Source organism: Tanticharoenia sakaeratensis NBRC 103193, assembly GCF_000963885.1.
Lineage (GTDB): Bacteria > Pseudomonadota > Alphaproteobacteria > Acetobacterales > Acetobacteraceae > Tanticharoenia > Tanticharoenia sakaeratensis.
Window position 1 is genome coordinate 74,386 of the sequence record NZ_BALE01000038.1, and the last position, 19,212, is coordinate 93,597.

The 19,212-nt window shown below is 64.1% G+C and carries 22 protein-coding genes; 4 read left to right on the forward strand and 18 right to left on the reverse strand.

Annotated elements, in window-relative coordinates:
* Window positions 1-67 precede the first annotated feature (67 nt).
* The 6 genes from B8446_RS12035 to B8446_RS12060 all read right to left on the reverse strand — a co-directional run bounded on the left by B8446_RS12035 (window position 68) and on the right by B8446_RS12060 (window position 4,110).
* Window positions 68-655 carry a MerR family transcriptional regulator gene (locus B8446_RS12035; RefSeq protein ID WP_084712311.1) on the reverse strand — a complete coding sequence of 196 codons (588 nt, stop codon included), beginning with the start codon at window positions 653-655 and terminating at the stop codon, window positions 68-70.
* Between the two features lie 40 nt (window positions 656-695).
* Window positions 696-1,019 carry an integration host factor subunit alpha gene (locus B8446_RS12040; protein WP_048849916.1) on the reverse strand — a complete coding sequence of 108 codons (324 nt, stop codon included), beginning with the start codon at window positions 1,017-1,019 and terminating at the stop codon, window positions 696-698.
* A 62-nt stretch (window positions 1,020-1,081) separates the two neighbouring features.
* Window positions 1,082-2,029 carry a beta-ketoacyl-ACP synthase III gene (locus B8446_RS12045; protein WP_048849917.1) on the reverse strand — a complete coding sequence of 316 codons (948 nt, stop codon included), beginning with the start codon at window positions 2,027-2,029 and terminating at the stop codon, window positions 1,082-1,084.
* Window positions 2,030-2,054: 25 nt separating this feature from the next.
* Complete coding sequence (gene plsX / locus B8446_RS12050; RefSeq protein ID WP_264921728.1) at window positions 2,055-3,125, reverse strand: phosphate acyltransferase PlsX; 1,071 nt, start codon at window positions 3,123-3,125, stop codon at window positions 2,055-2,057.
* Between the two features lie 61 nt (window positions 3,126-3,186).
* Complete coding sequence (gene rpmF / locus B8446_RS12055; RefSeq protein WP_048849918.1) at window positions 3,187-3,390, reverse strand: 50S ribosomal protein L32; 204 nt, start codon at window positions 3,388-3,390, stop codon at window positions 3,187-3,189.
* A 165-nt stretch (window positions 3,391-3,555) separates the two neighbouring features.
* Complete coding sequence (locus B8446_RS12060; protein ID WP_048849920.1) at window positions 3,556-4,110, reverse strand: YceD family protein; 555 nt, start codon at window positions 4,108-4,110, stop codon at window positions 3,556-3,558.
* A gap of 198 nt (window positions 4,111-4,308) precedes the next feature.
* On the opposite strand from B8446_RS12060, the gene B8446_RS12065 reads away from it, so the two are divergent.
* On the forward strand, window positions 4,309-4,866 hold the full coding sequence (locus B8446_RS12065; protein ID WP_048850060.1) for an outer membrane protein assembly factor BamE: 558 nt from the start codon (window positions 4,309-4,311) through the stop codon (window positions 4,864-4,866).
* Between the two features lie 3 nt (window positions 4,867-4,869).
* On the opposite strand, the gene B8446_RS12070 is transcribed toward B8446_RS12065, so the two are convergent.
* From B8446_RS12070 to def, 5 genes are read right to left on the reverse strand one after another with little or no spacing between them, the layout of a single operon-like run.
* Window positions 4,870-6,249, reverse strand: a complete 1,380-nt coding sequence (locus B8446_RS12070) for an ATP-binding protein (RefSeq protein WP_048849921.1) — start codon at window positions 6,247-6,249, stop codon at window positions 4,870-4,872.
* On the reverse strand, window positions 6,246-6,935 hold the full coding sequence (locus tag B8446_RS12075) for a response regulator (protein ID WP_048849922.1): 690 nt from the start codon (window positions 6,933-6,935) through the stop codon (window positions 6,246-6,248). Before B8446_RS12075 ends, B8446_RS12070 begins: the two co-directional genes overlap by 4 nt.
* The gene (locus B8446_RS12080; RefSeq protein ID WP_241767766.1) at window positions 6,932-7,411 is read right to left on the reverse strand and encodes a MarR family winged helix-turn-helix transcriptional regulator; all 480 of its coding nucleotides are present in this window, start codon (window positions 7,409-7,411) and stop codon (window positions 6,932-6,934) included. The genes B8446_RS12075 and B8446_RS12080 overlap by 4 nt, the downstream gene beginning before the upstream one ends.
* 5 nt (window positions 7,412-7,416) lie before the next feature.
* Window positions 7,417-7,980, reverse strand: coding sequence for a ubiquinone biosynthesis protein COQ9 (locus B8446_RS12085; RefSeq protein ID WP_048849926.1), 564 nt, complete (start codon window positions 7,978-7,980; stop codon window positions 7,417-7,419).
* Complete coding sequence (def, locus tag B8446_RS12090; RefSeq protein ID WP_048849928.1) at window positions 7,977-8,519, reverse strand: peptide deformylase; 543 nt, start codon at window positions 8,517-8,519, stop codon at window positions 7,977-7,979. The genes B8446_RS12085 and def overlap by 4 nt, the downstream gene beginning before the upstream one ends.
* A gap of 290 nt (window positions 8,520-8,809) precedes the next feature.
* Between def and rpsU the strand changes: the two genes are divergently transcribed.
* Window positions 8,810-9,013 (forward strand): 30S ribosomal protein S21, encoded by a 204-nt coding sequence (rpsU, locus tag B8446_RS12095; protein WP_007283570.1) that lies wholly within the window; start codon window positions 8,810-8,812, stop codon window positions 9,011-9,013.
* Window positions 9,014-9,099: 86 nt separating this feature from the next.
* On the opposite strand, the gene B8446_RS12100 is transcribed toward rpsU, so the two are convergent.
* From B8446_RS12100 to B8446_RS12125, 6 genes are all read right to left on the reverse strand, one after another.
* The gene (locus B8446_RS12100) at window positions 9,100-11,226 is read right to left on the reverse strand and encodes a prolyl oligopeptidase family serine peptidase (RefSeq protein ID WP_048849931.1); all 2,127 of its coding nucleotides are present in this window, start codon (window positions 11,224-11,226) and stop codon (window positions 9,100-9,102) included.
* Between the two features lie 65 nt (window positions 11,227-11,291).
* Window positions 11,292-12,158 carry a flagellar motor stator protein MotA gene (gene motA / locus B8446_RS12105; protein WP_048849933.1) on the reverse strand — a complete coding sequence of 289 codons (867 nt, stop codon included), beginning with the start codon at window positions 12,156-12,158 and terminating at the stop codon, window positions 11,292-11,294.
* A 3-nt stretch (window positions 12,159-12,161) separates the two neighbouring features.
* A complete protein-coding gene (locus tag B8446_RS12110; protein WP_048849935.1) occupies window positions 12,162-13,196 on the reverse strand; it encodes a flagellar motor protein MotB in 1,035 nt (344 codons plus the stop codon).
* A 50-nt stretch (window positions 13,197-13,246) separates the two neighbouring features.
* Window positions 13,247-14,650 (reverse strand): glycosyltransferase family 39 protein, encoded by a 1,404-nt coding sequence (locus tag B8446_RS12115; RefSeq protein WP_053053853.1) that lies wholly within the window; start codon window positions 14,648-14,650, stop codon window positions 13,247-13,249.
* Complete coding sequence (locus tag B8446_RS12120) at window positions 14,647-15,756, reverse strand: glycosyltransferase (RefSeq protein ID WP_048849937.1); 1,110 nt, start codon at window positions 15,754-15,756, stop codon at window positions 14,647-14,649. The genes B8446_RS12115 and B8446_RS12120 overlap by 4 nt, the downstream gene beginning before the upstream one ends.
* Window positions 15,756-16,271 carry an Lrp/AsnC family transcriptional regulator gene (locus tag B8446_RS12125; protein WP_084712303.1) on the reverse strand — a complete coding sequence of 172 codons (516 nt, stop codon included), beginning with the start codon at window positions 16,269-16,271 and terminating at the stop codon, window positions 15,756-15,758. The genes B8446_RS12120 and B8446_RS12125 overlap by 1 nt, the downstream gene beginning before the upstream one ends.
* A 213-nt stretch (window positions 16,272-16,484) precedes the next feature.
* Between B8446_RS12125 and trxB the strand changes: the two genes are divergently transcribed.
* Both trxB and B8446_RS12135 read left to right on the forward strand, forming a co-directional pair.
* Window positions 16,485-17,435: a thioredoxin-disulfide reductase gene (trxB, locus tag B8446_RS12130; RefSeq protein ID WP_048849939.1), complete on the forward strand. Its 951-nt coding sequence runs from the start codon at window positions 16,485-16,487 to the stop codon at window positions 17,433-17,435.
* A 109-nt stretch (window positions 17,436-17,544) separates the two neighbouring features.
* Complete coding sequence (locus B8446_RS12135; RefSeq protein ID WP_048849940.1) at window positions 17,545-18,462, forward strand: LysR family transcriptional regulator; 918 nt, start codon at window positions 17,545-17,547, stop codon at window positions 18,460-18,462.
* A 509-nt stretch (window positions 18,463-18,971) separates the two neighbouring features.
* On the opposite strand, the gene B8446_RS16290 is transcribed toward B8446_RS12135, so the two are convergent.
* Entirely contained in the window at window positions 18,972-19,115 is a 144-nt protein-coding gene (locus B8446_RS16290; RefSeq protein ID WP_158507584.1) for a hypothetical protein, read from the reverse strand.
* Between the last annotated feature and the right edge of the window lie 97 nt (window positions 19,116-19,212).

A 19,212-nucleotide genomic window follows, 5' to 3' on the forward strand; every position in this document is an offset into this window, starting at 1 on the left:
AGCGACGCGAAATCGACCCAGGACAAGAACCGGATTTCCGGGCCCGATAACCCGAATGCTGGCCTGTTCAGTGAGGCAGCGTATTCCGAATCGCGCACAGTTCTTCCAGAATGTCGCGTAGCTGATGCCGCAGAACCTGCCGTTCCGAGCGCAAGACGTCAGCTTCGCGGCGCAACTGATCGAGATCGGCCTGCAGGCTCATATCCACAACCGGATCGGGAAGCGCTTCGGCGTCGAATGACGACACGGGCTCGGCGACCGGCACGCTTTCAGGCGCGGCGGGAATGGCGAGGCTGTCTTCCGCCTCGGCACCGATCAGGTCGGTCTCCGATTCGGAGGGCTCGGTCACATTCGGCAGTTCGGGAAACACGACCGTCCCGCCCTCTCCTTCGCGCAGGACGCGCTGGACACCCTTGATCGTATAACCTTGCACATACAGCAGCTCGGAGATGCGACGCAGGACGTCGATGTCTTCCGGACGATAATAGCGGCGTCCGCCGCCCCGCTTCAGCGGGCGCACTTCGGGAAAACGGGTCTCCCAGAATCGCAGGACATGCTGTGGAACGTGAAGATCGTCCGCGACTTCGCTGATCGTCCGGTAAGCGTGGGGCGCCTTCTTGAGACGCTCCCAGCCAAGAGCGTCATCGCCGGGTATCGCGTCCGGCGCGCCTTCATCGAGCTGTGATGACACGCGGTTAAGCCTCCCGACCGGCCTTCATTCGTTTCGTGCCGCTGCCTTCGTTCACGCCGTTTTTCAGGATCTGGCTCGGACGAAAGACCAGAACCGAACGCGGCATGATCGGTACTTCGACACCGGTCTTGGGGTTGCGCCCCGTGCGTCGGCCCTTCTGGCGGACGGAAAACGTCCCGAATCCGCTGAGCTTGACGGAGTGTCCCTCCTCCAGCGTCGCTGCGATCTTTTCGAGAACGCCTTCAAGGAGATCGGCAGATTCGTGCCGTGACAGCCCGACCTGACTGTAGATGTGTTCAGCAAGATGCGCGCGCGTGACGGTAGTCATGACGTAACCGTATCATGGGCACGATAACCGTCAAACAAATCAGGCATGAAAGTTTGCAGCGGTCAGATCCGCGCGAGTGCCGAACCCCAGGTCAGGCCGCCGCCAAGCGCTTCCATCAGCACGAGATCCCCGCGCTTGATCCGGCCATCGCGCACAGCCTCGTCGAGCGCCAAGGGTATGGACGCGGCCGATGTGTTCGCATGACGGTCCACGGTCACGACCACGCGCTCGGACGACAGCCCGAGCTTTTTTGCCATGCCGTCGATGATCCGGAGATTGGCCTGATGCGGCACCAGCCAGTTGACGTCGGCATAAGACAGGCCATTGGCCGCGAGCGCCTCGTCCACCGCACCGGCAAGCTTTGTCACCGCGTGCCGGAACACGTCCCGCCCCTGCATGTGCAGGTGATGCGTCTCACCGTCGACATACAGCAGGTCCCCGCTGGTGCCGTCGGAATGGAGATGCGTCGACAACAGCCCTATGGTCTCATCCCCGTCCTGGGCTTCCAGCAGGACAGCACCTGCGCCGTCACCGAACAGGACGCAGGTCGAACGATCCGACCAGTCGAGGATGCGGGAATAGACTTCGGTTCCGATCACCAGGACGCGCCGTGCCTGCCGGGACCGTATGAGCGCGTCCGCCATCGAAAGGGCATAGATGAAGCCCGAACAGGCGGCACTGAGGTCGAAGCCGAAGCCCCGCGACATGCCAAGCATCGCCTGCACACGGACGGCAACCGCCGGGAACGCCTGATCGGGCGTTGCCGTCGCCACGACAATGGCATCGACATCGTCCGGCTGCGCCCCAGCGTAAGACAGGGCTGCTCTGGCGGCAGCACAGGCCATGCTCGCCGCAGTCTCGTCAGGTGCCGCGATATGGCGTTGCCGAATACCCGTACGCGTGGTGATCCACTCGTCGGATGTCTCGATCCGTGCGGCCAGTTCCGCATTGGTGACGATCTGCCTCGGCAGATAGCTGCCAAACCCGATCAGGCGCGCGCTGGCCGACATGAGCTTCTCCCAGACTGATGGACGCTCAGAGCGCGTCCACGACCGCTTCGTCACCGACCCGCGCCGCTGTCATCTGGGCCAGGCGCTCCAGGATCGAATCGTTGAAATGGTGCGTCACCATGTCCATCGCCACGTCGACCGCGGAGGCGAACCCGTCCGCATCCGTGCCGCCATGCGATTTCACGACGACGCCGTTCAGACCGACGAACATCGCACCGTTGTAGCGGCGGGGATCAATCCATTCGCGCATGCGTTCCAGCCCGGGCCGGACCAGAAGATACCCGATTTTTGTCAGCCAGCTGGTCTCGAACACGCGCCGCAGAAGCTGGGCGGACAGCTTCAGCGCGCCCTCCCCCGTCTTCAGGGCGATATTGCCCGTGAACCCGTCCGTCACGACGACATCGGTCGTCCCGGCGGTGATGTCGTGACCTTCGACGAATCCATGGAACTGCCCGGACAGAACACTGTCACGCAGGCTGTCTGCTGCCTGGCGCAGGCGTTCGTCGCCTTTCAGCTCCTCGGCTCCGACGTTCAGCAGGCCAATGCTCGGACGCGGCAGGCCCAGAACTGCCTTGGCGAAGGCTTCGCCCATGATCGCGAACTCGACCAAGTTGCGCGCGTCGCATCCAAGATTGGCACCCAGGTCGAGCATCACGACGTCGCCACGGGCCGACGGATTGACCGCGGCCATGGCCGGCCGTGCGATGCCGGGAAGCGTCTTGATGACGATCTTCGCAAGCGCCAGCATCGCACCGCTGTTACCCGCCGACACGACACCCTGTGCCTCGCCGTTGGCAACCGCATCCATGACCATGCGCAGTGACGAATCGCGAAGCCGAAGCGCCGCCGTCGGCTTCATGTCCATCGGCACGGCCGTTGGCGCATGACGCACATCACAGATTGCCGCGACCTTCGGATGCTGCTTGAGGCGGCTCAGCAGAACAGCCTCGTCACCGATCAGAAGAACGCGCGCGCCCGGATGCCGATCAGCGGCAAGCTCGAGGCCTGCCAACACGACATCGGGCGCATGATCTCCCCCCATGGCGTCGACCGCGAGGGTATACTGCGCACCGATGTCCGAAGCGTCTCGAACCAGGTCGGTTTCCGTTTTATCGCCATCCAGAAGGAAGGCGCCCTTGTCGCTCACGCGACCAGCCTCACGCGCGAACGGCGGTCTTCAGCGCCTTGCCGGCCCCGACGACTTCACGGCCGTCATAGTGACCGCAATGGCTGCACACGTGGTGCGGGCGCTTCAGTTCGCCGCAGTTGCCGCACTCGCCGTGCGCTTCGACGCGCAGAGCTTCGTGGCTGCGACGCATGCCACGACGGGACGGCGTGGTCTTTCTTTTGGGGACGGCCATGGAACGACACCTTCTAAAAAAAACGGGCGCCGGATATCACGGCGTCCGACATCACCAGAGTCTGGTTTCGGCGGGGCCAAAGCCCATCCGGCAATGTTGCGATCAGGCGCGGGGCTCTAGCAGACCAGACCGCCCATCGCAAGCATCACCTGCGCCTAGACCTGATCAATGCTTTCCTTCACGGCGGCTTGCCAGCGCGGCGAACGGATTGGGGCGCGCTTGCGCATCCTCTCTCTCTTCGGCCGGTTCGTCCTCTGCAGGCACCACATCCACGGCCTCGTCGAGCCCCTCGCCCTGCATGCGCGGATAAGGATCGAGGGCAAGGCCCAGCTGCTCGGCTGCGACCTCTCCAAGATCGATCGAATCGTTGTCGTAAGGCAGAACGTCCGGCGCCTCCAGATCAACGCCGTCATCCTCGCGGAACTCGTGCCGCGGCACGAAACGGATGGCGAAGGTTTCGGCAACAGCGTCGTCGAAGGCTTCACCCGAGATGACGCTGACCTGCGTCACGCGCGCGGCAAGCCAGCCTTCCGCCAGCACGCTGTGTCGCTCGCCCTGCGTCAGACGAAAACGACAGGACAGGCTGTCGAGCCTGGGCAGGTCGAAGCGCTTCGCGAGGGCTGCGCATTCCGTCACATTGGCTGTGATCTTTTCCTCGACCGGCATCTGGGCCAGGCGACGAAACGAAAAGCGACGGGAGAGTTCCGGCGCATGAGACATCAGGAACCTTCCTTCGAACGGGCAGAAACATGGGTCATCGTGATCACGTGGCGTGGATCGGCATTCCTCGCAACCATCCGGCGACACGAAACCGGCCCGGTCGTTGACAGAAAAGGCGTGATCGGGCACCCGTCCTGTTCGAAGATTGCGCGCGATCATGCTCGCGCTGCGCCCTCAGGGACAACAGCAGGCGGACCCATGCCACAGACCAAGCGATTTCCGGGACTGCGACGTCTCGCCGCCGTCGCGACGATCGCCGGCACGCTGCCGATCGCCGGGTGCGGCCTATTCGGCCCCATTCCGCAGGCCCGTGGCTCCCTGATCGAAAAGGCCGACTACGCGCAGCTCGTGCCCGGCACCAGCCGCCGGTCCGATGTCATGGACCTGCTCGGTTCGCCCACCGCGCGTGCGACCTTCGATGACAATACCTGGATCTACGTATCCATGATCACCGCCCCGCGTCCGCTGGAGTTTCCGGCGGTCAGGAAGCAGGACGTGGTCGTGCTGACATTCGACAACGATGGCGTGCTGCGCAAGGTCGCGACCCTCGACAAGTCCAAGGGCTACGATGTCGGCATGGTCAACCAGACCACGCCGACGCCGGGCACCAAGATCAACATCCTGCAGCAGATCCTCGGCAACGTCGGCAAGTACAACCCGATGAGCAACATGGGCAGCACCTTCGGCGGCAGCCAGGGCCCGCTGGGCAGCGGCCAGGGCACCGGACAGGGCGGCGTCGGCAACAGCCTGCCCTGATCCTCAGCGCGGTAGCGTCAGCAGGACCCGAAGCCCGCCCATCGGGCTCTCCATCAGCCGGATCGCGCCCCCATGGGCGTGGACAATGTCGCGAGCAATCGTCAGCCCAAGGCCGTTCCCGCCGGCAGGGCCGCTGCTGTCATAGGCACGAAAGACACGCTCGCGGCGTGCTTTCGGAATGCCCGGCCCGTCGTCATCGACCGCGATCTGCACCTGCCGCCCCCGATCACGCACTTCGAACGACATGCGGCCACCATGGCGGCGCGCATTATCCGCGAGATTGCCAAGCACACGCCGAAGCGCATCGGGCCGCACCGTGATCTCGACATTACGTCCCTTGCCTGGCGCAATGACCCTTGGCGCGCGACCGACCACCGTTCCACCTGCCCGCGTGGCCGCCGACGCCACGTCCTCGATCAGCGCGACAAGATCGGTCGGAACCGGAGTTTCGTCTCCTTCACCACGCGCGAACGACAGGTAGCTGCCGATCAGGCGCTCCATCTCCTCGATATCGGACACCATGTCGCTGGCATCCTGGCGCAGGACCGACGCATCGACCTGCCCTTCCTGGGGCAACATCGCAACCGTCAGACGCAGGCGTGTCAGCGGCGTGCGCAAATCGTGGGATACGCCCGCAAGCACGGCCGTACGCTGGGCCACGAAACGGTTGACGCGTTCCTGCATGCGATTGAACGCCGTCGCCGCCTTGCGGATCTCCTGTGCTCCTTCCGGCCGGATGGGACCCGGATCGCGGCCTAGACCGAACGATTCGGCGGCCCGCGTCAGCCGTCCCACCGCGCGGACCTGATTACGCATGAACAGGCTCGCGATCACGAACAGAACCAGCGAGCTTCCCACGGCCCACACGACGAACAGCCAGATCGGCCCGACATGCAGCCGCTTGCGGGGCGCCGTCACATCCAGGACGCCTTCGCGCAACTGAACGCTGATCTGGACCGACCGCAGGTCGCGCTGCCAGTCCACTAGAAAGGGCCGATCGAGCGACAACCTCAGCGTGCGCGCCAGATCGTCGTCCCATGGGCCGAGCACGTGATTGGAACCTGCGTGAGCCAGATGCGCCCCGCGACGGAGGCTGATCGCAAGCTGCGTGCGCGCACGCGCCCGTGCGAGGATCCATTCCGACCGGCCGGGATCGCTATCCAGCATGTCGAGCGTGAACGCGATCTCGCCGACCACGCTTTCGGACATCCGGCGGGAGACCACGCTCAGATAGTTGCCATAGAAGAGTTCGAGCGCAATCGCCTGCGTCACCAGAAGTGGGATCAGCACGATCAGAAGAGAGCGCCCGAGAAGCGACCTCGGCAGGACACGGCGTATCGGGCGTTCCAGCCCACGCCCCCATTTTCCGCGCTCGACAGTCATGCTCCGGGTTTCAGAACGTAGCCCTTGCCGCGCACCGTGTGCAGAAAGCGCGGTTCGCGCGGGTCCGGCTCAATCCGTCGGCGCAGGCGCGTGACCTGCACGTCGACGGCGCGTTCGCCGATCTCCTCCATGTCAAGCGCACGCGCGATGTCCTCACGCGACATCACCTCGCCCGGGCGACGGGTCAGTGCGCCCAGCAGGGCCGCCTCGCCGCCCGTCAGGTGAACCGGACCGTCCGCACCCGACAACAGCCCGCGCGCGGTATCGAATTCGAGTCGTCCGAGGCGGAGGATGCGAGGCGCAACACTGGCCGCAGGCGTCATCCGTCGCAGATGCGCACGCAGGCGCAACAGGAGCTCGCGCGGCTCGAACGGCTTGCCGAGATAATCGTCCGCGCCAGATTCGAGGCCGTTGATGCGATCGGCCGGTTCACCGCGTGCCGTCAGGAGGAGGATCGGCAACGACCACCCTTCCTCACGCAGCGATCGGGTCAGGGTCAGGCCATCCTCGCCGGGCATCGTCACATCCAGAACGAGCGCATCCGGCTGCATCACGCTCAGGACCCGGCGCGCAGCCTGTGCATCCTCGGCAACCGTCACGCGGAAACCCTGCTCGCTGAGATAACGCTGCAGCAGGCGGAGCAGGCGCGCGTCGTCGTCCACGACCAGGATATGGGCAGCGCTCATGACTGAATCCGCGCCGGCTCGGCAGACTCAGCAAGCCCTGCAAGCACCTTTCGAAAACCGTCGACTGCACCCACGCCGGCCGCACGAAAGGCTCGTGTCAGACGCGCCCGCTGGAGATCGAACAGATGGCGCTCGAGTGCCGCCCCTCGCGTCGTCAGTGACAGAGGCTTCCGGCGGCGGTCGCCGGGAAGCGCCGTGCGTGTGACGAGATCCCGTTCGACCAGTTCGCCAAGTGCCCGGCTGAGACTTTGCTTCGTGATGCCGAGGCGATCCAGCAGGGTCGTCATGGTGATGCCGTCATGACTTGCGATCAGAAACAGGATGCGATGATGCGCCGGGCCCAGTCGAGCCTGTCGCAGGGCCGGGTCGCAGTCGGCCTGCAGATCGCGCCAGGACTGCATCATGGCCTCGTAGGCCACGCGAAGCTGTTGTTCACGCAGGTAGAGATGCGCGCTTCCGGGCGCATCCTGCGGCATGGGAATCATCGTGATCGCCCCATGCGACGCAGGCGCCCGATCAGCGCGACGTTCGCCAGGCGGCGATCGACAAACCGCGCCACCTCTTCCGGTGTCCGGCCGCTGAACTGATACAGCAGGGCCGATCCCAGAACGCCGGACAGGATCGTGCGCTTGCTGTAGAACGGGAAGCCATGGTCCGGCGAGCCAGGCAGCGCGAGAGACCAGATACGATCGGCGGTCTGCCATATGACCCGCGGCGGGACGACCGGATCGCGCACGATCGTGGCAAAGGCCGCATGTGCCGTCACTTCGTCATCGCGGATACTGCCGAGCCAGGTCAGGATCAGCATCCGGATTCGCGCCGATATCTTCGGAAAAGCCGAAAGCTGGCTCTGGTCCACTGTCAGATGCCGGGTCTGACGGGTGAAATAGAGCGCGGCCGAATCGACGGCACGCTGCGGCAGTGCATCGGCAAGCACGGGCTCGAGCGTACGGAGCCGCTCCGACCACGTGCCGCCTGCTGCCCCCACCGCATCCAGCGCGGCGCATTCTTCGGCTGACAGCATCTCGGGCGTCGCGTCGGTCATGGTGCATCTCCTTCACGTGTGGCCGATGGCGGATATCGGAGCAGCTCTTCCGAGAAGCCGAACCGCGTGTGATCGACGATGCGCATGGGATAGAGAACACCGTCCAGATGATCCGCCTCGTGCTGCAGCACGTTGGCGTGAAAACCGGAGGCTTCTCCTTCGACAGGCACGCCGTTCTGGTCCAGCCCGCGATAATGTACGCGCTCATGGCGCGGCACCGTCGCGCGAAGGCCGGGAATGGACAGGCATCCCTCTTCGCAGAGCATGATGGCGTCGTCGATCGGCGTGATTTCCGGGTTGATCAGGGCCCGTATCGACAGCGGCGCAGACGGCTCTCGGCTGACCGGCACATGATAGACGAACAGGCGCAGGGACCGGTGCACCTGGGGTGCCGCAAGGCCTGCGCCATTTGCATCGTGCATGGTCTCGATCATATCCGCGATGAGATCCTGTATATCAGGCGCCAGAGGATCCTCGACCGCCGCGGCACGCGCCAGCAGAACCGGGTGGCCCATGCGGGCGATCTTGAGCAGGGCCATCGGGTCACTCCATCAGATAACAGCCGAATCGCGTCGGATTTGCGGCGTTTGCTGCACTGTGCCACAGGTGCTCCGCCATTCGTTACCTGCCTGCTCGCAAGCAGCGGCGAACGCACCGCGCAAAAGATTTGTGTTGTGTGGCGGCGCCGTGCTATGGGCGGCGGCCATTCCTCGTGGGGCTTGCCGTTGGTGGGACCGCGATCCCTGGAACCGGTCTTTCAAGACCGGGTTCGAACCACATTCACCGGCGATGTGATCGCCACGAAGATAACGCAGGAGTTGACGGCCCAGTGCAGGTTCTCGTCCGTGACAACAATGTCGATCAGGCGCTCAAGGCCCTGAAGAAGAAGATGCAGCGCGAAGGCGTGTTCCGCGAGATGAAGCTGCGTCGCCATTTCGAGAAGCCGTCCGAGCGCCGTGCGCGTGAGGCCGCCGAGGCCGTGCGCCGCGCTCGCAAGATGGAGCGCAAGCGTCTGGAGCGTGAAGGCTTCTAAGAAGCCAGCATCGCATCCAAGACAAGAAAAAGGCCGGTGTCCCACATGGGGCACCGGCCTTTTTCTTGCGCAAGTTGCCGCCGACCTCAGTGCAGTGGCGGATCGGCCAGTGCGCGTGTCAGATAAACGGCTTCGAGCGCTCGCTCGTGGGCGATCTCCGGGGCGTTGACCGTCCCCGCATGCCCCCCTTCCGTATCTTCATAGTAATAGAACGGCCGCCCCAGCTCCTGAAGACGTGCGGCAAACAGACGAGCGTGCACAGGACCGACGCGATCATCCTTGGTCGATGTGAAGATGAACGGCGTCGGATAATCGACGCCTGCACGCAGATGCTGAAGTGGCGAGATCGATTCGAGGAATGGACGCTCGGCCGGGTTCGCGGGGCTGCCGTATTCATCGACCCATGATGCGCCCGCTGCCATTTTGTCGTAGTGCAGCATGTCCAGAAGCGGGACGCCGATCACGACAGCCTTCCAGAGGTCCGGATGCTGGGTGAATTCCACCCCCATCAGCAATCCGCCGTTGGAGCGGCCGCGAATGCCCAGATGACCTGAACTGGTTATATGACGCGCAACGAGATCGCGACCGACGGATGCGAAGTCGTCGTAAGCGCGCTGTCGCCCGCTCTTTCGCCCGGCCTCGTGCCAGGCCGGTCCGAATTCGCCGCCGCCACGGATATTCGCGACCGCGTAGACGCCGCCATGTGCGAGCCATGTCGCGCCGACATCCGGGTAGTATGTCGGAAGGTAGGAAGCCTGAAACCCGCCATATGCGGTCAGCAGAACGGGGTTTCGCCCATCAGGCACCACGTCGCGTCGATGCACGAGAAAATAGGGGATTCTGGTTCCGTCCGTCGACCGCGTCCAGAGCTGCTCCACCGTCAGGTTGCCGGCATCAAACAGGTCCGGCGTCGTATGGAGCAGCTTCGTCGCATCTGTCGCCGTATCCGCGGCCCAGAGCTGGGGCGGCTGGATGTATCCCTCGATGTCGAGGAAAGCAGTGACGGACGACGGGCTGGCTGCGGCGATTTTCACCGATTCGTTACCTGGAACGGCGATCGCATGCGCCTGCCATGCTCCGTCGGTTCCCCGGTGATAGAGGGCCGCCTGTGGCTGGACGCGGTCATATCCTGTGACCAGGACACCCCCTCGGGTCACACGGGCATCCATGATCGCCTGGTTAGCGGTCGGCTGCTTGATGAGTTCCGGATCACGAGCCGGATCAGCAGGATCGATTGCGACGACGCTGCCGCTGGGGATGCGCTTCGTGCCCAGGGTCCAGTCCTGGGCAAGCAGGAGAACAAGACGCCCGGATGAGAACCCGGCAATTGTGACCTTGCCCGGCAGGTTGAGGGGCCGCGTGACAAAGCCCTCCGGCGTTTTGATGACGGCGGCATAGCGGCTTTCGAAAAACGTGACGCCCCGATTGATCAGCACCAGCTGCTGGCCATGCTCATCAACCAGCGCTGTCGGATCGACCTCGACATCCTGCGCATTGCCACGCATGACCTCGACGGCATCGCCCAGCTTCGTGCCTCGATGCCAGGCTTTCACCACGAACGGGTATCCCGACTGCGTCAGGTCTGCACCGGCTCCTGACCAGTCGCGCGCGACGAGCAGTGTATCGCGATCAATCCACGCCGCACTCTGTTTGCCTCTCGGCAAGGCGAAGCCATTCGTCACGAACCGTCCGGCTGCCGGATCGAATTCGCGCAGCGTCACCGCATCCTCGCCGGCATCGGACAAGGCCACGAGACAGCGCGCATCGGCCGGATGCAAGCACTCGGAGCCTTGAAAAACCCAGTTCGCGTGCTCGTCATGGGCAAGTGCATCGACGTCGAGCCGGGTCGTCCAGCTCGGCTGCGTCTGTTCGTACGAGGCGAGACTGGTTTCGCGCCAGATGCCGCGCGGATGTCGCGCGTCCTGCCAGAAATTCCAGATGCGTCCCCCGATGAATTCCGGCGTTGGCAGACGCGCGGGCGATTGCTCGGCTTTCAGGATGGAATCGTAAAATCCCTGATAGCGCGGATCCGACTGGAGACTGTCGAACGTCCGGGCGTTCTGGGCCCTCACCCACGACAGGGCGCTGGGGTTCATGACTTGCGACAGCGCCTGTTCACTCGGCGCAGAAGACACCGATGCGGCTTCGGCCAGTGGACTGCCGAGCCACGACGACATGACCCCGGACATGACCAGAACAGCACTTAGACGCATTCAGATACTCCCTTTCGGCACCAAAACAGGTTGGCACCACAATCGCCGTCGGTCCAATCAGGTTCTCATGGGATCGAAAGGCTCGACGTGGCTTCCTCGACCTCCTCGAAACTGGGCATCAGGGAGCCCGGGACGTCCTTGCGACCGATTTCCACGCTGACAATCGGCGCGTTGCCTTGGAGGTGAGCAACCAGAACGGCACGGATCAGGTCGAAATAACTGGCTTCCTCGCCAATGACCGACGTCAGCCGTGCCGCGATCGGTGCGACGATGCCATACGCCAGCAGGATGCCCAGAAATGTCCCCACGAGAGCACCGGCGATCATCTCGCCAAGCACGACCGGCGGCTTGCTGATCGAGCCCATGGTCTTGATGACGCCCAGGACAGCTGCAACGATTCCAAGTGCCGGAAGCGCGTCCGAGACGGATTGCAGCGCATGCGGCAGGTGCATTTCCTCACGCAATGTCTTCTTGAGTTCGCGCCCCATGATTTCATCGATCTGGTAAGGATCGTTGGCATTCATTCCGATCATGCGCAGATAGTCGCAGATCAGGTTCCGCGCCTGGGCATTTTCGGCGATCTTCGGAAATGCACGGAACGCTGCGCTCTCGCTGGGTGCCTCGATATGCGGCTCCAGTGCCTTCATGCCCTTCATTGACGCAAGGCGCACGAGATAGAACAGCAGACTGAGCAGTTCGAGATAGTCCTGACGGCCATATCGCGGGCCTTTCATGGCCATCTTCACACCAGAGCCCAGATGTTTGATGTCGCGGCTCGAATTGGCCATCATGAACGTGCCGATGGCCGCGCCCAGAATCGTCAGAAGTTCGAACGGCATGGACGCGACAAGCGGGCCGATCGCACCTCCGGACGCGATGAACGATCCGAATACGCAGCCCAGGACCACGCCTAGCCCGATCAGTATCATCATGGCTCAATTGGCTCCCGTCGCAGCGTTGGGCGACTTCGGATCCGGGCCGAGCACCAGCACGACCCGGCGGTTCGCCGCATCCAGCGGCTGCTTCGGCAAGGCCAGACCTCGGGCTCCGTGGCCGGTGATGGCGCCGATCCGCCAATCCGGAAATCCTGCCGTCACCAGCACATCCCGGGCCGAATCGGCCCTCTCCGCCGATAACGTCCAGTTCGTCACATGTCCGGGCCGGTAGGGAGCAGCGTCAGTATATCCCAGAACCGAGAGTGTTCCCGGCGCACCCAGGAGAAACGGCGCGATCGTCTGGAGAAGCACCTTGGCATAGGCGTTGGGAACGGCCGCTCCGAGCGCGAACATCGGCTTGAGTTCGGAATCGGCCAGTTCGATATGAAGTCCGTCATGCTTGACCCCGACCTTGATCTGGTCGCGCACGGCACGCAGGTCCGGAGCAGCAGCCAGAGCGGACGAAATATGGCGCGCCGCGTTGTCCCATGAGGCCTGCAACTGCGCGGAATTGCCGGGCGGGGACGGGTCCGGATCGACGCTGCCACCGATCGGCACGATCCTGGGTCGGTCGACACCGGAGAACGCTCCATCTTCCACGCCGGGCCGCGTCAGCGCGCGCGCCTCCGCACGCCCCCCCCCATTGAGAATGCCATTCGCGCTTTGCCGAAGGGCCGCGGGTGTCGGTTCCGGTGGCGGTGTGACGTCGCGCTGGGCCTGCTGCTGATCGAGCGGCCGGCTTGCCGGTGCCGCACGGCGTGTCTTCGCCAATGGCGAGCCCATGGCAGGCATCACGCTGTCGGCGGGTGGCGCATCCTGACGTTCGGCCAACGGATTGAAGAAGTTGGCGATGCCACGCCGCTGCTGCTCGGTCGTTGCATTGATGAGCCACATGACGAGGAAGAACGCCATCATCGCGGTCACGAAATCCGCGTAGGCGATCTTCCAGCTTCCGCCATGATGGCCGCCCGAGACGACCTCCTCCCGGCGGATGATGATGGACCTGTTGGAGTTGCTGCCGTGTTTTGCCGCCATGCCTGCTTCCTCTTTGCAGACACCATGCAGGCCGCTCCCTTAAACGGCGGTTAACGCGGCGGCAGGTCGATGGCGGCAATCGAGGAATGCGCATCCCCCGATGCCCTGTAGAACCGGTAGCACTGAACAATGCGCGCATGGGCATGACGGCAGATGTCGTTGAAGCCGCCTGCCCGCTCCCACGCCGGATCCGGACGCTCGTCCGCCCGTGCCAGAATAAGGTTTGGCCGAATATCAGCCTCCGGTGCGGCGAAGTCCTTCCATCGGGGATCAAGGCCCACGATGTGCGGCACGCCGTAGAATGCCAGTTCGGATGCGAGACCATATTCCGGCACGGACAGCGGCGTCGTGCCGATCCACTGCGTCGTTTCGGCCGCCAGATCGGCCCAGCCGGCAGTCTCCCGGGCCGCGGGATCGCGATGCGGCGACAACGGCACGATCCCCGTCGTCGCCTGCAGATAGACCAGGCCCGTCACGACGAACCCCAGCACGGCCGCGGGCGCGATGCGGGTCATGAAGCAGCCCGCCAGCACGGCAAGCGACGGATAGAGCACGACGGGCCAGTTTGCCTGAACGCGAGCGCCCAACGCGTGCTGCACGAACACGGAGCATGGCAGCAGCACCATCCAGAGCCACGGATAAGCGGCCGGGATGCGCCGCGCACGCCAGATCGCGAGCCCGAAGACGCAGAACACCAGCGGCGTTGCCAGCCCGATCTGTCCGCCGAACAGTTCGCCCAGAAACTGCGGAGCACGTGCCGGCTGCCAGTCCCCGGCACGGCCACCCTGTCGGACAAGGCTGATCCAGTGATGACGCGCATTCCACGCGAGCACGGGAAGCATCGCAATGAACGCAAGCCCTGCCCCGGCCCAGGGCATCGGCCGGCTCAGCCACGCCCTGCCCGACCGGTTCGCGACCAGCCAGCACGCCAGACCGCCCGCGACCAGAAGGCCCGTGTATTTGGAGTCGAACCCCAGTCCCAGTGCCAGCCCGATCAGCAGCCACCACGCGGGCCGACCTGTTCTCATGAGACGCGCGAATGCCCACAGCGCGAGCGCCAGAACAAATGTGAGGGGCGTATCGGGCGTCATCAGCGCGCAGCCGAGCCCGATCATCAGAGTCGCATTGAGCAGGATCGGCGCACGCCACGCACGCGCCTGATCGCGTCCCGACACGACACACAGGTCCCGGCAGGCTGCCCACACCAGCCAAGAGCCCGCCAGCGCGGACAATGGCCCGAAGAGACGGACGCCGAGCGCCGTCCGCCCGCACAGCGCTGTCCCTGCCCGTATCCACAGCGCCACCATCGGCGGGTGATCGGGATACCCGGCCTGAGGAATGCGTGACCAGATCCAGTAATAGGCCTCGTCCGGCGTGAGCGGCAGCACCGCAGCCACACCAAGCCGCACGAGCGTCAGTGCCAGCAGCAGAGGCCACAGCCAGCGCGGTGTCATCTCCAGACCAGTGTCGATGCGATCGCATAATTCCAGACGACGCCGATCACGGCGCCGACCGCACTGGACCGATCCCAATGGTGGAACGTCGCATAAGCCATGCGCGCCACACCGATATTGGCGATACCACCCAGGGAACAGGCCAGCGTGAACACGACAAGGCCGCCCCACATGCGCACGCCGCGAAGGCGCCGGTCACGATAGGTCAACGTGTTGTTGAGCCAGAAATCGGCGAAAATAGCGGCGATCGTTCCTACCGTCTGGGCCTTGCTGAATCCGAACCCGGCGATTCGTGCGGCCGTCGAAATTCCAAGGTTCACGGCAACCCCGATCAGCCCGACGACCCCGAACGCAACAAAGCGGGTCGGTACATAACCACGGCACAACTTGTCCACGATCATCATCGCGAACTGCAGCAGCACGACCACATCGAGCTTGCTTTCGCCCGCAAGTCGGGGCCGGAAGACTGCCGGCACCTCGGCCACGCGCATGTCGCGGCCCGCCGACATCGCGAGATCGAGCAGAATCTTGAACCCGGCACCCGAGAGTTTCGGCAGCAGCGACTGGAACAGGTCCCGCCTGATCGCGAAGAACCCGCTCATCGGATCGCTCAACGGATAAGGCAGCAGCGCCTGCGCCGCCCGGATGCCGCTGTTGGACAACCAGCGCCGCCAGGCATTGGCAAGGCCTGCGTTGGTGCCGCCCTCGACATGGCGGCTCGCGACGACAAGATCAGCCTGATCGTGCGCAATCAGGCGCACCATGGCGGGCAACGCACTTTCGTCGTGCTGAAGGTCACCATCCAGGACGGCGACGATCGACGCGGATGACGAAAGAAAGCCCTCGATCACCGCGCTCGAAAGCCCGCGCCGTCCGACGCGCTGAATCACTCGCACGCGCGGATCGACGCTCGCCACGTCGCGGACGACGCCCGCCGTGCCATCAGGCGAATTGTCGTCGACGAAGATCACTTCCCACGACAGGCCGACCAGCGCCGTATCGAGGGCGGCCACGAGCGGTCGCACGTTGGCTGCTTCCTTGTAGCAGGGAACGACGATGCTCAGATGCGCGGGCAGACTGGCCGCACGCGCGTCTTCACCCGCCATCAGATAGGCACGCCCGCCAGATCACGGCTGGTGCGGATCGTCTGCAGGGTCTGGACACGGGCGACATGCGTGCAGTCGGTCAGCCGCCGCGTGAGCTGGTTCTGATGCTCGGCATCACGCGCGACGAGGCGAACCAGAAAATCTCCGCCGCCACGAATCATGTGGCATTCGCGAATCTCGGGCCAGTCAGCGACCTGACGCTCGAAGGCTTCGAGCACGCTGCCTTTCTGGCTGTCGAGGCCGATCAACGCGAACATCATCAGGGACCAGCCGAGCCGTGTCGGATCGACATCGGCGTGATAGCCGCGCAACACACCCGCCTCTTCCAAGCGGCGCACGCGACGCAGGCATGGCGGGGCCGAAATGCCGGCACGGCGGGCGAGTTCGACGTTCGTGATGCGGCCGTCTTCCTGAAGCTCCATCACGATCCGACGGTCGATTGCATCAAGATCCGGCTGGGTCCTGCGTTCGTTACCGTAGGAAGCGATCGGCCCGGACGGATCTTGACCAGACATGTCGTCAACTCCGGGGGCAACAGGACTGATAGCGTCAGAGGTCGGCATCGTGGGTTCGGGTATATGGCATGGCACGCACCCCGCCTAGTCTGCCCCGCCTGATCTGCGCGACATCACGGCCGCGCATCGCGCTGGCGTCGCGGCCGCGATGCCCCCATATAACGCAGCCACGAACCCAGAGCCCCGACAAGCATCAGGAGACGCGTCCCCCTCATGACCACATACGAGACGGACCTGCTGGTCATCGGCGCCGGACCGGCCGGCTATACCGCCGCGATCTACGCTGCCCGCGCCAACCTCAAGCCCATTCTGGTGGCCGGCCTTCAGCCCGGCGGACAGCTGACGATCACGACCGATGTCGAGAACTATCCGGGCTTCGCCGACCCGATCCAGGGGCCATGGCTCATGGAGCAGATGCAGGCGCAGGCGACCCATGTCGGAACCACCATTCTCTACGACATCATCACGGAAGCCGATTTTGCCCGCTCGTCGCCTGACGCGCCTTTCCGTCTCGTCGGTGATTCAGGTGATGTGTATCTCGCCCGAGCCGTCGTGATTGCGACGGGGGCACAGGCGCGCTGGCTCGGCCTCGAATCGGAGAACCGGCTGCAGGGCGCTGGCGTCTCGGCATGCGCCACGTGTGACGGCTTCTTCTATCGCGGCAAGACGGTGGCCGTGGTGGGTGGCGGCAATACTGCCGTCGAGGAAGCGCTCTATCTGACGCATCACGCCGACCATGTGACGCTGATCCACCGCCGCGACACCCTGCGCGCCGAGAAGATCCTTCAGGACCGCCTGTTCGCCCATCCCAAGGTCACCGTGCTGTGGAACCGGGCCGTGGACGAGATCCTCGCCTCGGGCACGCCGCCCACGGTCAGCGGCGTGCGGCTGCGCGACACCCTGTCCGGCGAAGAGGACATGCTCTCGGTCCAGGGCGTGTTCATTGCCATCGGCCACAGCCCGACCACGGCGATCTTCCGCGATCAGGTGACCTGCGATGACGAAGGCTACGTCGTGACCACGCCCGGCAGCACACGGACCTCGGTTCCGGGCGTCTTTGCTGCAGGCGATGTTCAGGACAAGCACTTCCGACAGGCGGTCACGGCCGCCGGAACGGGGTGCATGGCGGCGCTCGAGGCGGAACGTTACCTCTCCGGAATATAAAAAGCAGCAATATTAGGGTCCGAATCGGAAGCTTTGCTTGACCGCCCCGTTCGGGGGGCCGATCGTGTTACGTTATGGACTGTCAACGAGCGGAAGGCGTCGGGCACCAATGGATTGGGACAAGCTTCGGATTTTCCACGCCGTTGCCGAGGCCGGCTCGTTCACCCACGCCGGCGACAAGCTCTCTCTGAGCCAGTCAGCCGTATCACGTCAGATCTCGGCACTTGAGGAAGCGCTGAGCGTGTCCCTGTTTCACAGGCACGCGCGCGGCCTTATCCTGACGGAACAGGGCGAGACCCTGAACCGCACCGTGCGGGATGTGTTCTCCAAGCTGGCTCTTACGGAGGCCTTCCTGAGCGAAAGCAAGGAGAAGGCAGCCGGCAAGCTCAAGGTCACGACGACCACCGGCTTCGGCAACGTATGGATGACCCCGCGAATCGGCCGGTTCCTGCTCCAGCATCCGGACATCACCGTCACGCTGCTTCTGGAGGACGACGATCTCGATCTCGGCATGCGCGAGGCCGACGTCGCGGTACGGATGCATCCCCCGCATCAGGCCGACCTGATCCAGCGTCACCTGGCGGACTTTCCGATCCCGATCTACGCGTCTGCCGATTACATCGCAGAGCATGGCGAGCCGAAGAGCCTCGAAGAACTGCATGCACATAAGCTGCTGGGCTTCCATGGCTGGCACCCGCCTCTGCCCAACGTGAACTGGCTGTTCGACGTCATCCGGGACACGACGGGGCGCACTGCGACGCCGTATTTCGAGGTCAACAATCTGCCCGCGTTGGCGACGGCCCTTTCGAGCGGCTCCGGTATCGGCTCGTTGCCGCTCTATGTGGCGTCTGCTTTCCCGAAGCTGGTCAAGCTGATGCCCGACCTTCCCGTTCCGTCGATCGAAGCGTTTTTTGTCTATCCGGAAGAGCTTCGCTCATCGAAACGGGTCAGCGTCTTCCGTGACTTCCTGCTCGCGGAGATTGCCGCGACACGACATCACCATGCGATGGCCGCAAGCCTCGTCTGAAACGGCCGGCCGACATATCGGCCGTCATTCCAGCCAAAACTGCGCCACCTGATCGTTTTGGCGGCGCAGAGCCGGATGTAGCGAGGCGGTTCCTGAAAAGTCGAGCGCACAGTGTCTTACTGCGCGCTGTAGAAATGACCTTGAGCGTCATTGGTGGCACCGAAGGTATGGCGTCCCGCCGAAGTCGATCGCCAACCGCGCGGCGCGGGCCTGACGCATTCTTCTGCGCCGTCTCCGGACACCGTCTCGGTACGTGCTCATCAGATGCCGGCCCTGCAGGTGCGCCCTCTTGGACACCATGAGCAGTTTCCCGACCAACGGGCACACGATTATCCCGGGCTGTCCTGTATGACTGGGGGGCGGATTACCATATTGCCCGCCCTGAAGCCAATGGCGGTCCGAGCCTTAGCGGCTGAAATACGCTCCAGCATGCTGGTTGCCACAGTTCTCTGGACAACAGGCCCCTTGCCGCCATGAAACGCTGTTTCCGCCTGCGCCGCAGGTAATAGTCACCCGCGCCAATGCCGGGCGTGACGGCCGCCGCATCGTTGCCCATTGGGATAGAACATGGCCTGCCCGACCGGCGCATAACGGCGGTTGGCGTCGAGACGATGCAGATCTTTCAGATGCGGCGTCAGTATGAAACCCGTCATGGCAGCCGAGCATGCGGAATGCGTGGGCATCACGTGGCCATGCCGCGCGGTGCTGTGGCCAGGATGAGCGGATGCCGACTGAACTGTCAGGAGAAGC

Bases quoted from the DNA above. Each gene is read 5' to 3' on its own strand.
- B8446_RS12040 (WP_048849916.1), bottom strand. From the start codon at position 1,019: ATGACTACCGTCACGCGCGCGCATCTTGCTGAACACATCTACAGTCAG.
- B8446_RS12045 (WP_048849917.1), bottom strand. From the start codon at position 2,029: ATGTCGGCCAGCGCGCGCCTGATCGGGTTTGGCAGCTATCTGCCGAGG.
- rpmF (WP_048849918.1), bottom strand. From the start codon at position 3,390: ATGGCCGTCCCCAAAAGAAAGACCACGCCGTCCCGTCGTGGCATGCGT.
- B8446_RS12060 (WP_048849920.1), bottom strand. From the start codon at position 4,110: ATGTCTCATGCGCCGGAACTCTCCCGTCGCTTTTCGTTTCGTCGCCTG.
- B8446_RS12065 (WP_048850060.1), top strand. From the start codon at position 4,309: ATGCCACAGACCAAGCGATTTCCGGGACTGCGACGTCTCGCCGCCGTC.
- B8446_RS12070 (WP_048849921.1), bottom strand. From the start codon at position 6,249: ATGACTGTCGAGCGCGGAAAATGGGGGCGTGGGCTGGAACGCCCGATA.
- B8446_RS12075 (WP_048849922.1), bottom strand. From the start codon at position 6,935: ATGAGCGCTGCCCATATCCTGGTCGTGGACGACGACGCGCGCCTGCTC.
- B8446_RS12080 (WP_241767766.1), bottom strand. From the start codon at position 7,411: ATGCCGCAGGATGCGCCCGGAAGCGCGCATCTCTACCTGCGTGAACAA.
- B8446_RS12085 (WP_048849926.1), bottom strand. From the start codon at position 7,980: ATGACCGACGCGACGCCCGAGATGCTGTCAGCCGAAGAATGCGCCGCG.
- def (WP_048849928.1), bottom strand. From the start codon at position 8,519: ATGGCCCTGCTCAAGATCGCCCGCATGGGCCACCCGGTTCTGCTGGCG.
- B8446_RS12100 (WP_048849931.1), bottom strand. From the start codon at position 11,226: ATGCGTCTAAGTGCTGTTCTGGTCATGTCCGGGGTCATGTCGTCGTGG.
- motA (WP_048849933.1), bottom strand. From the start codon at position 12,158: ATGATGATACTGATCGGGCTAGGCGTGGTCCTGGGCTGCGTATTCGGA.
- B8446_RS12110 (WP_048849935.1), bottom strand. From the start codon at position 13,196: ATGGCGGCAAAACACGGCAGCAACTCCAACAGGTCCATCATCATCCGC.
- B8446_RS12115 (WP_053053853.1), bottom strand. From the start codon at position 14,650: ATGACACCGCGCTGGCTGTGGCCTCTGCTGCTGGCACTGACGCTCGTG.
- B8446_RS12120 (WP_048849937.1), bottom strand. From the start codon at position 15,756: ATGGCGGGTGAAGACGCGCGTGCGGCCAGTCTGCCCGCGCATCTGAGC.
- B8446_RS12125 (WP_084712303.1), bottom strand. From the start codon at position 16,271: ATGTCTGGTCAAGATCCGTCCGGGCCGATCGCTTCCTACGGTAACGAA.
- trxB (WP_048849939.1), top strand. From the start codon at position 16,485: ATGACCACATACGAGACGGACCTGCTGGTCATCGGCGCCGGACCGGCC.
- B8446_RS12135 (WP_048849940.1), top strand. From the start codon at position 17,545: ATGGATTGGGACAAGCTTCGGATTTTCCACGCCGTTGCCGAGGCCGGC.
- B8446_RS16290 (WP_158507584.1), bottom strand. From the start codon at position 19,115: ATGACGGGTTTCATACTGACGCCGCATCTGAAAGATCTGCATCGTCTC.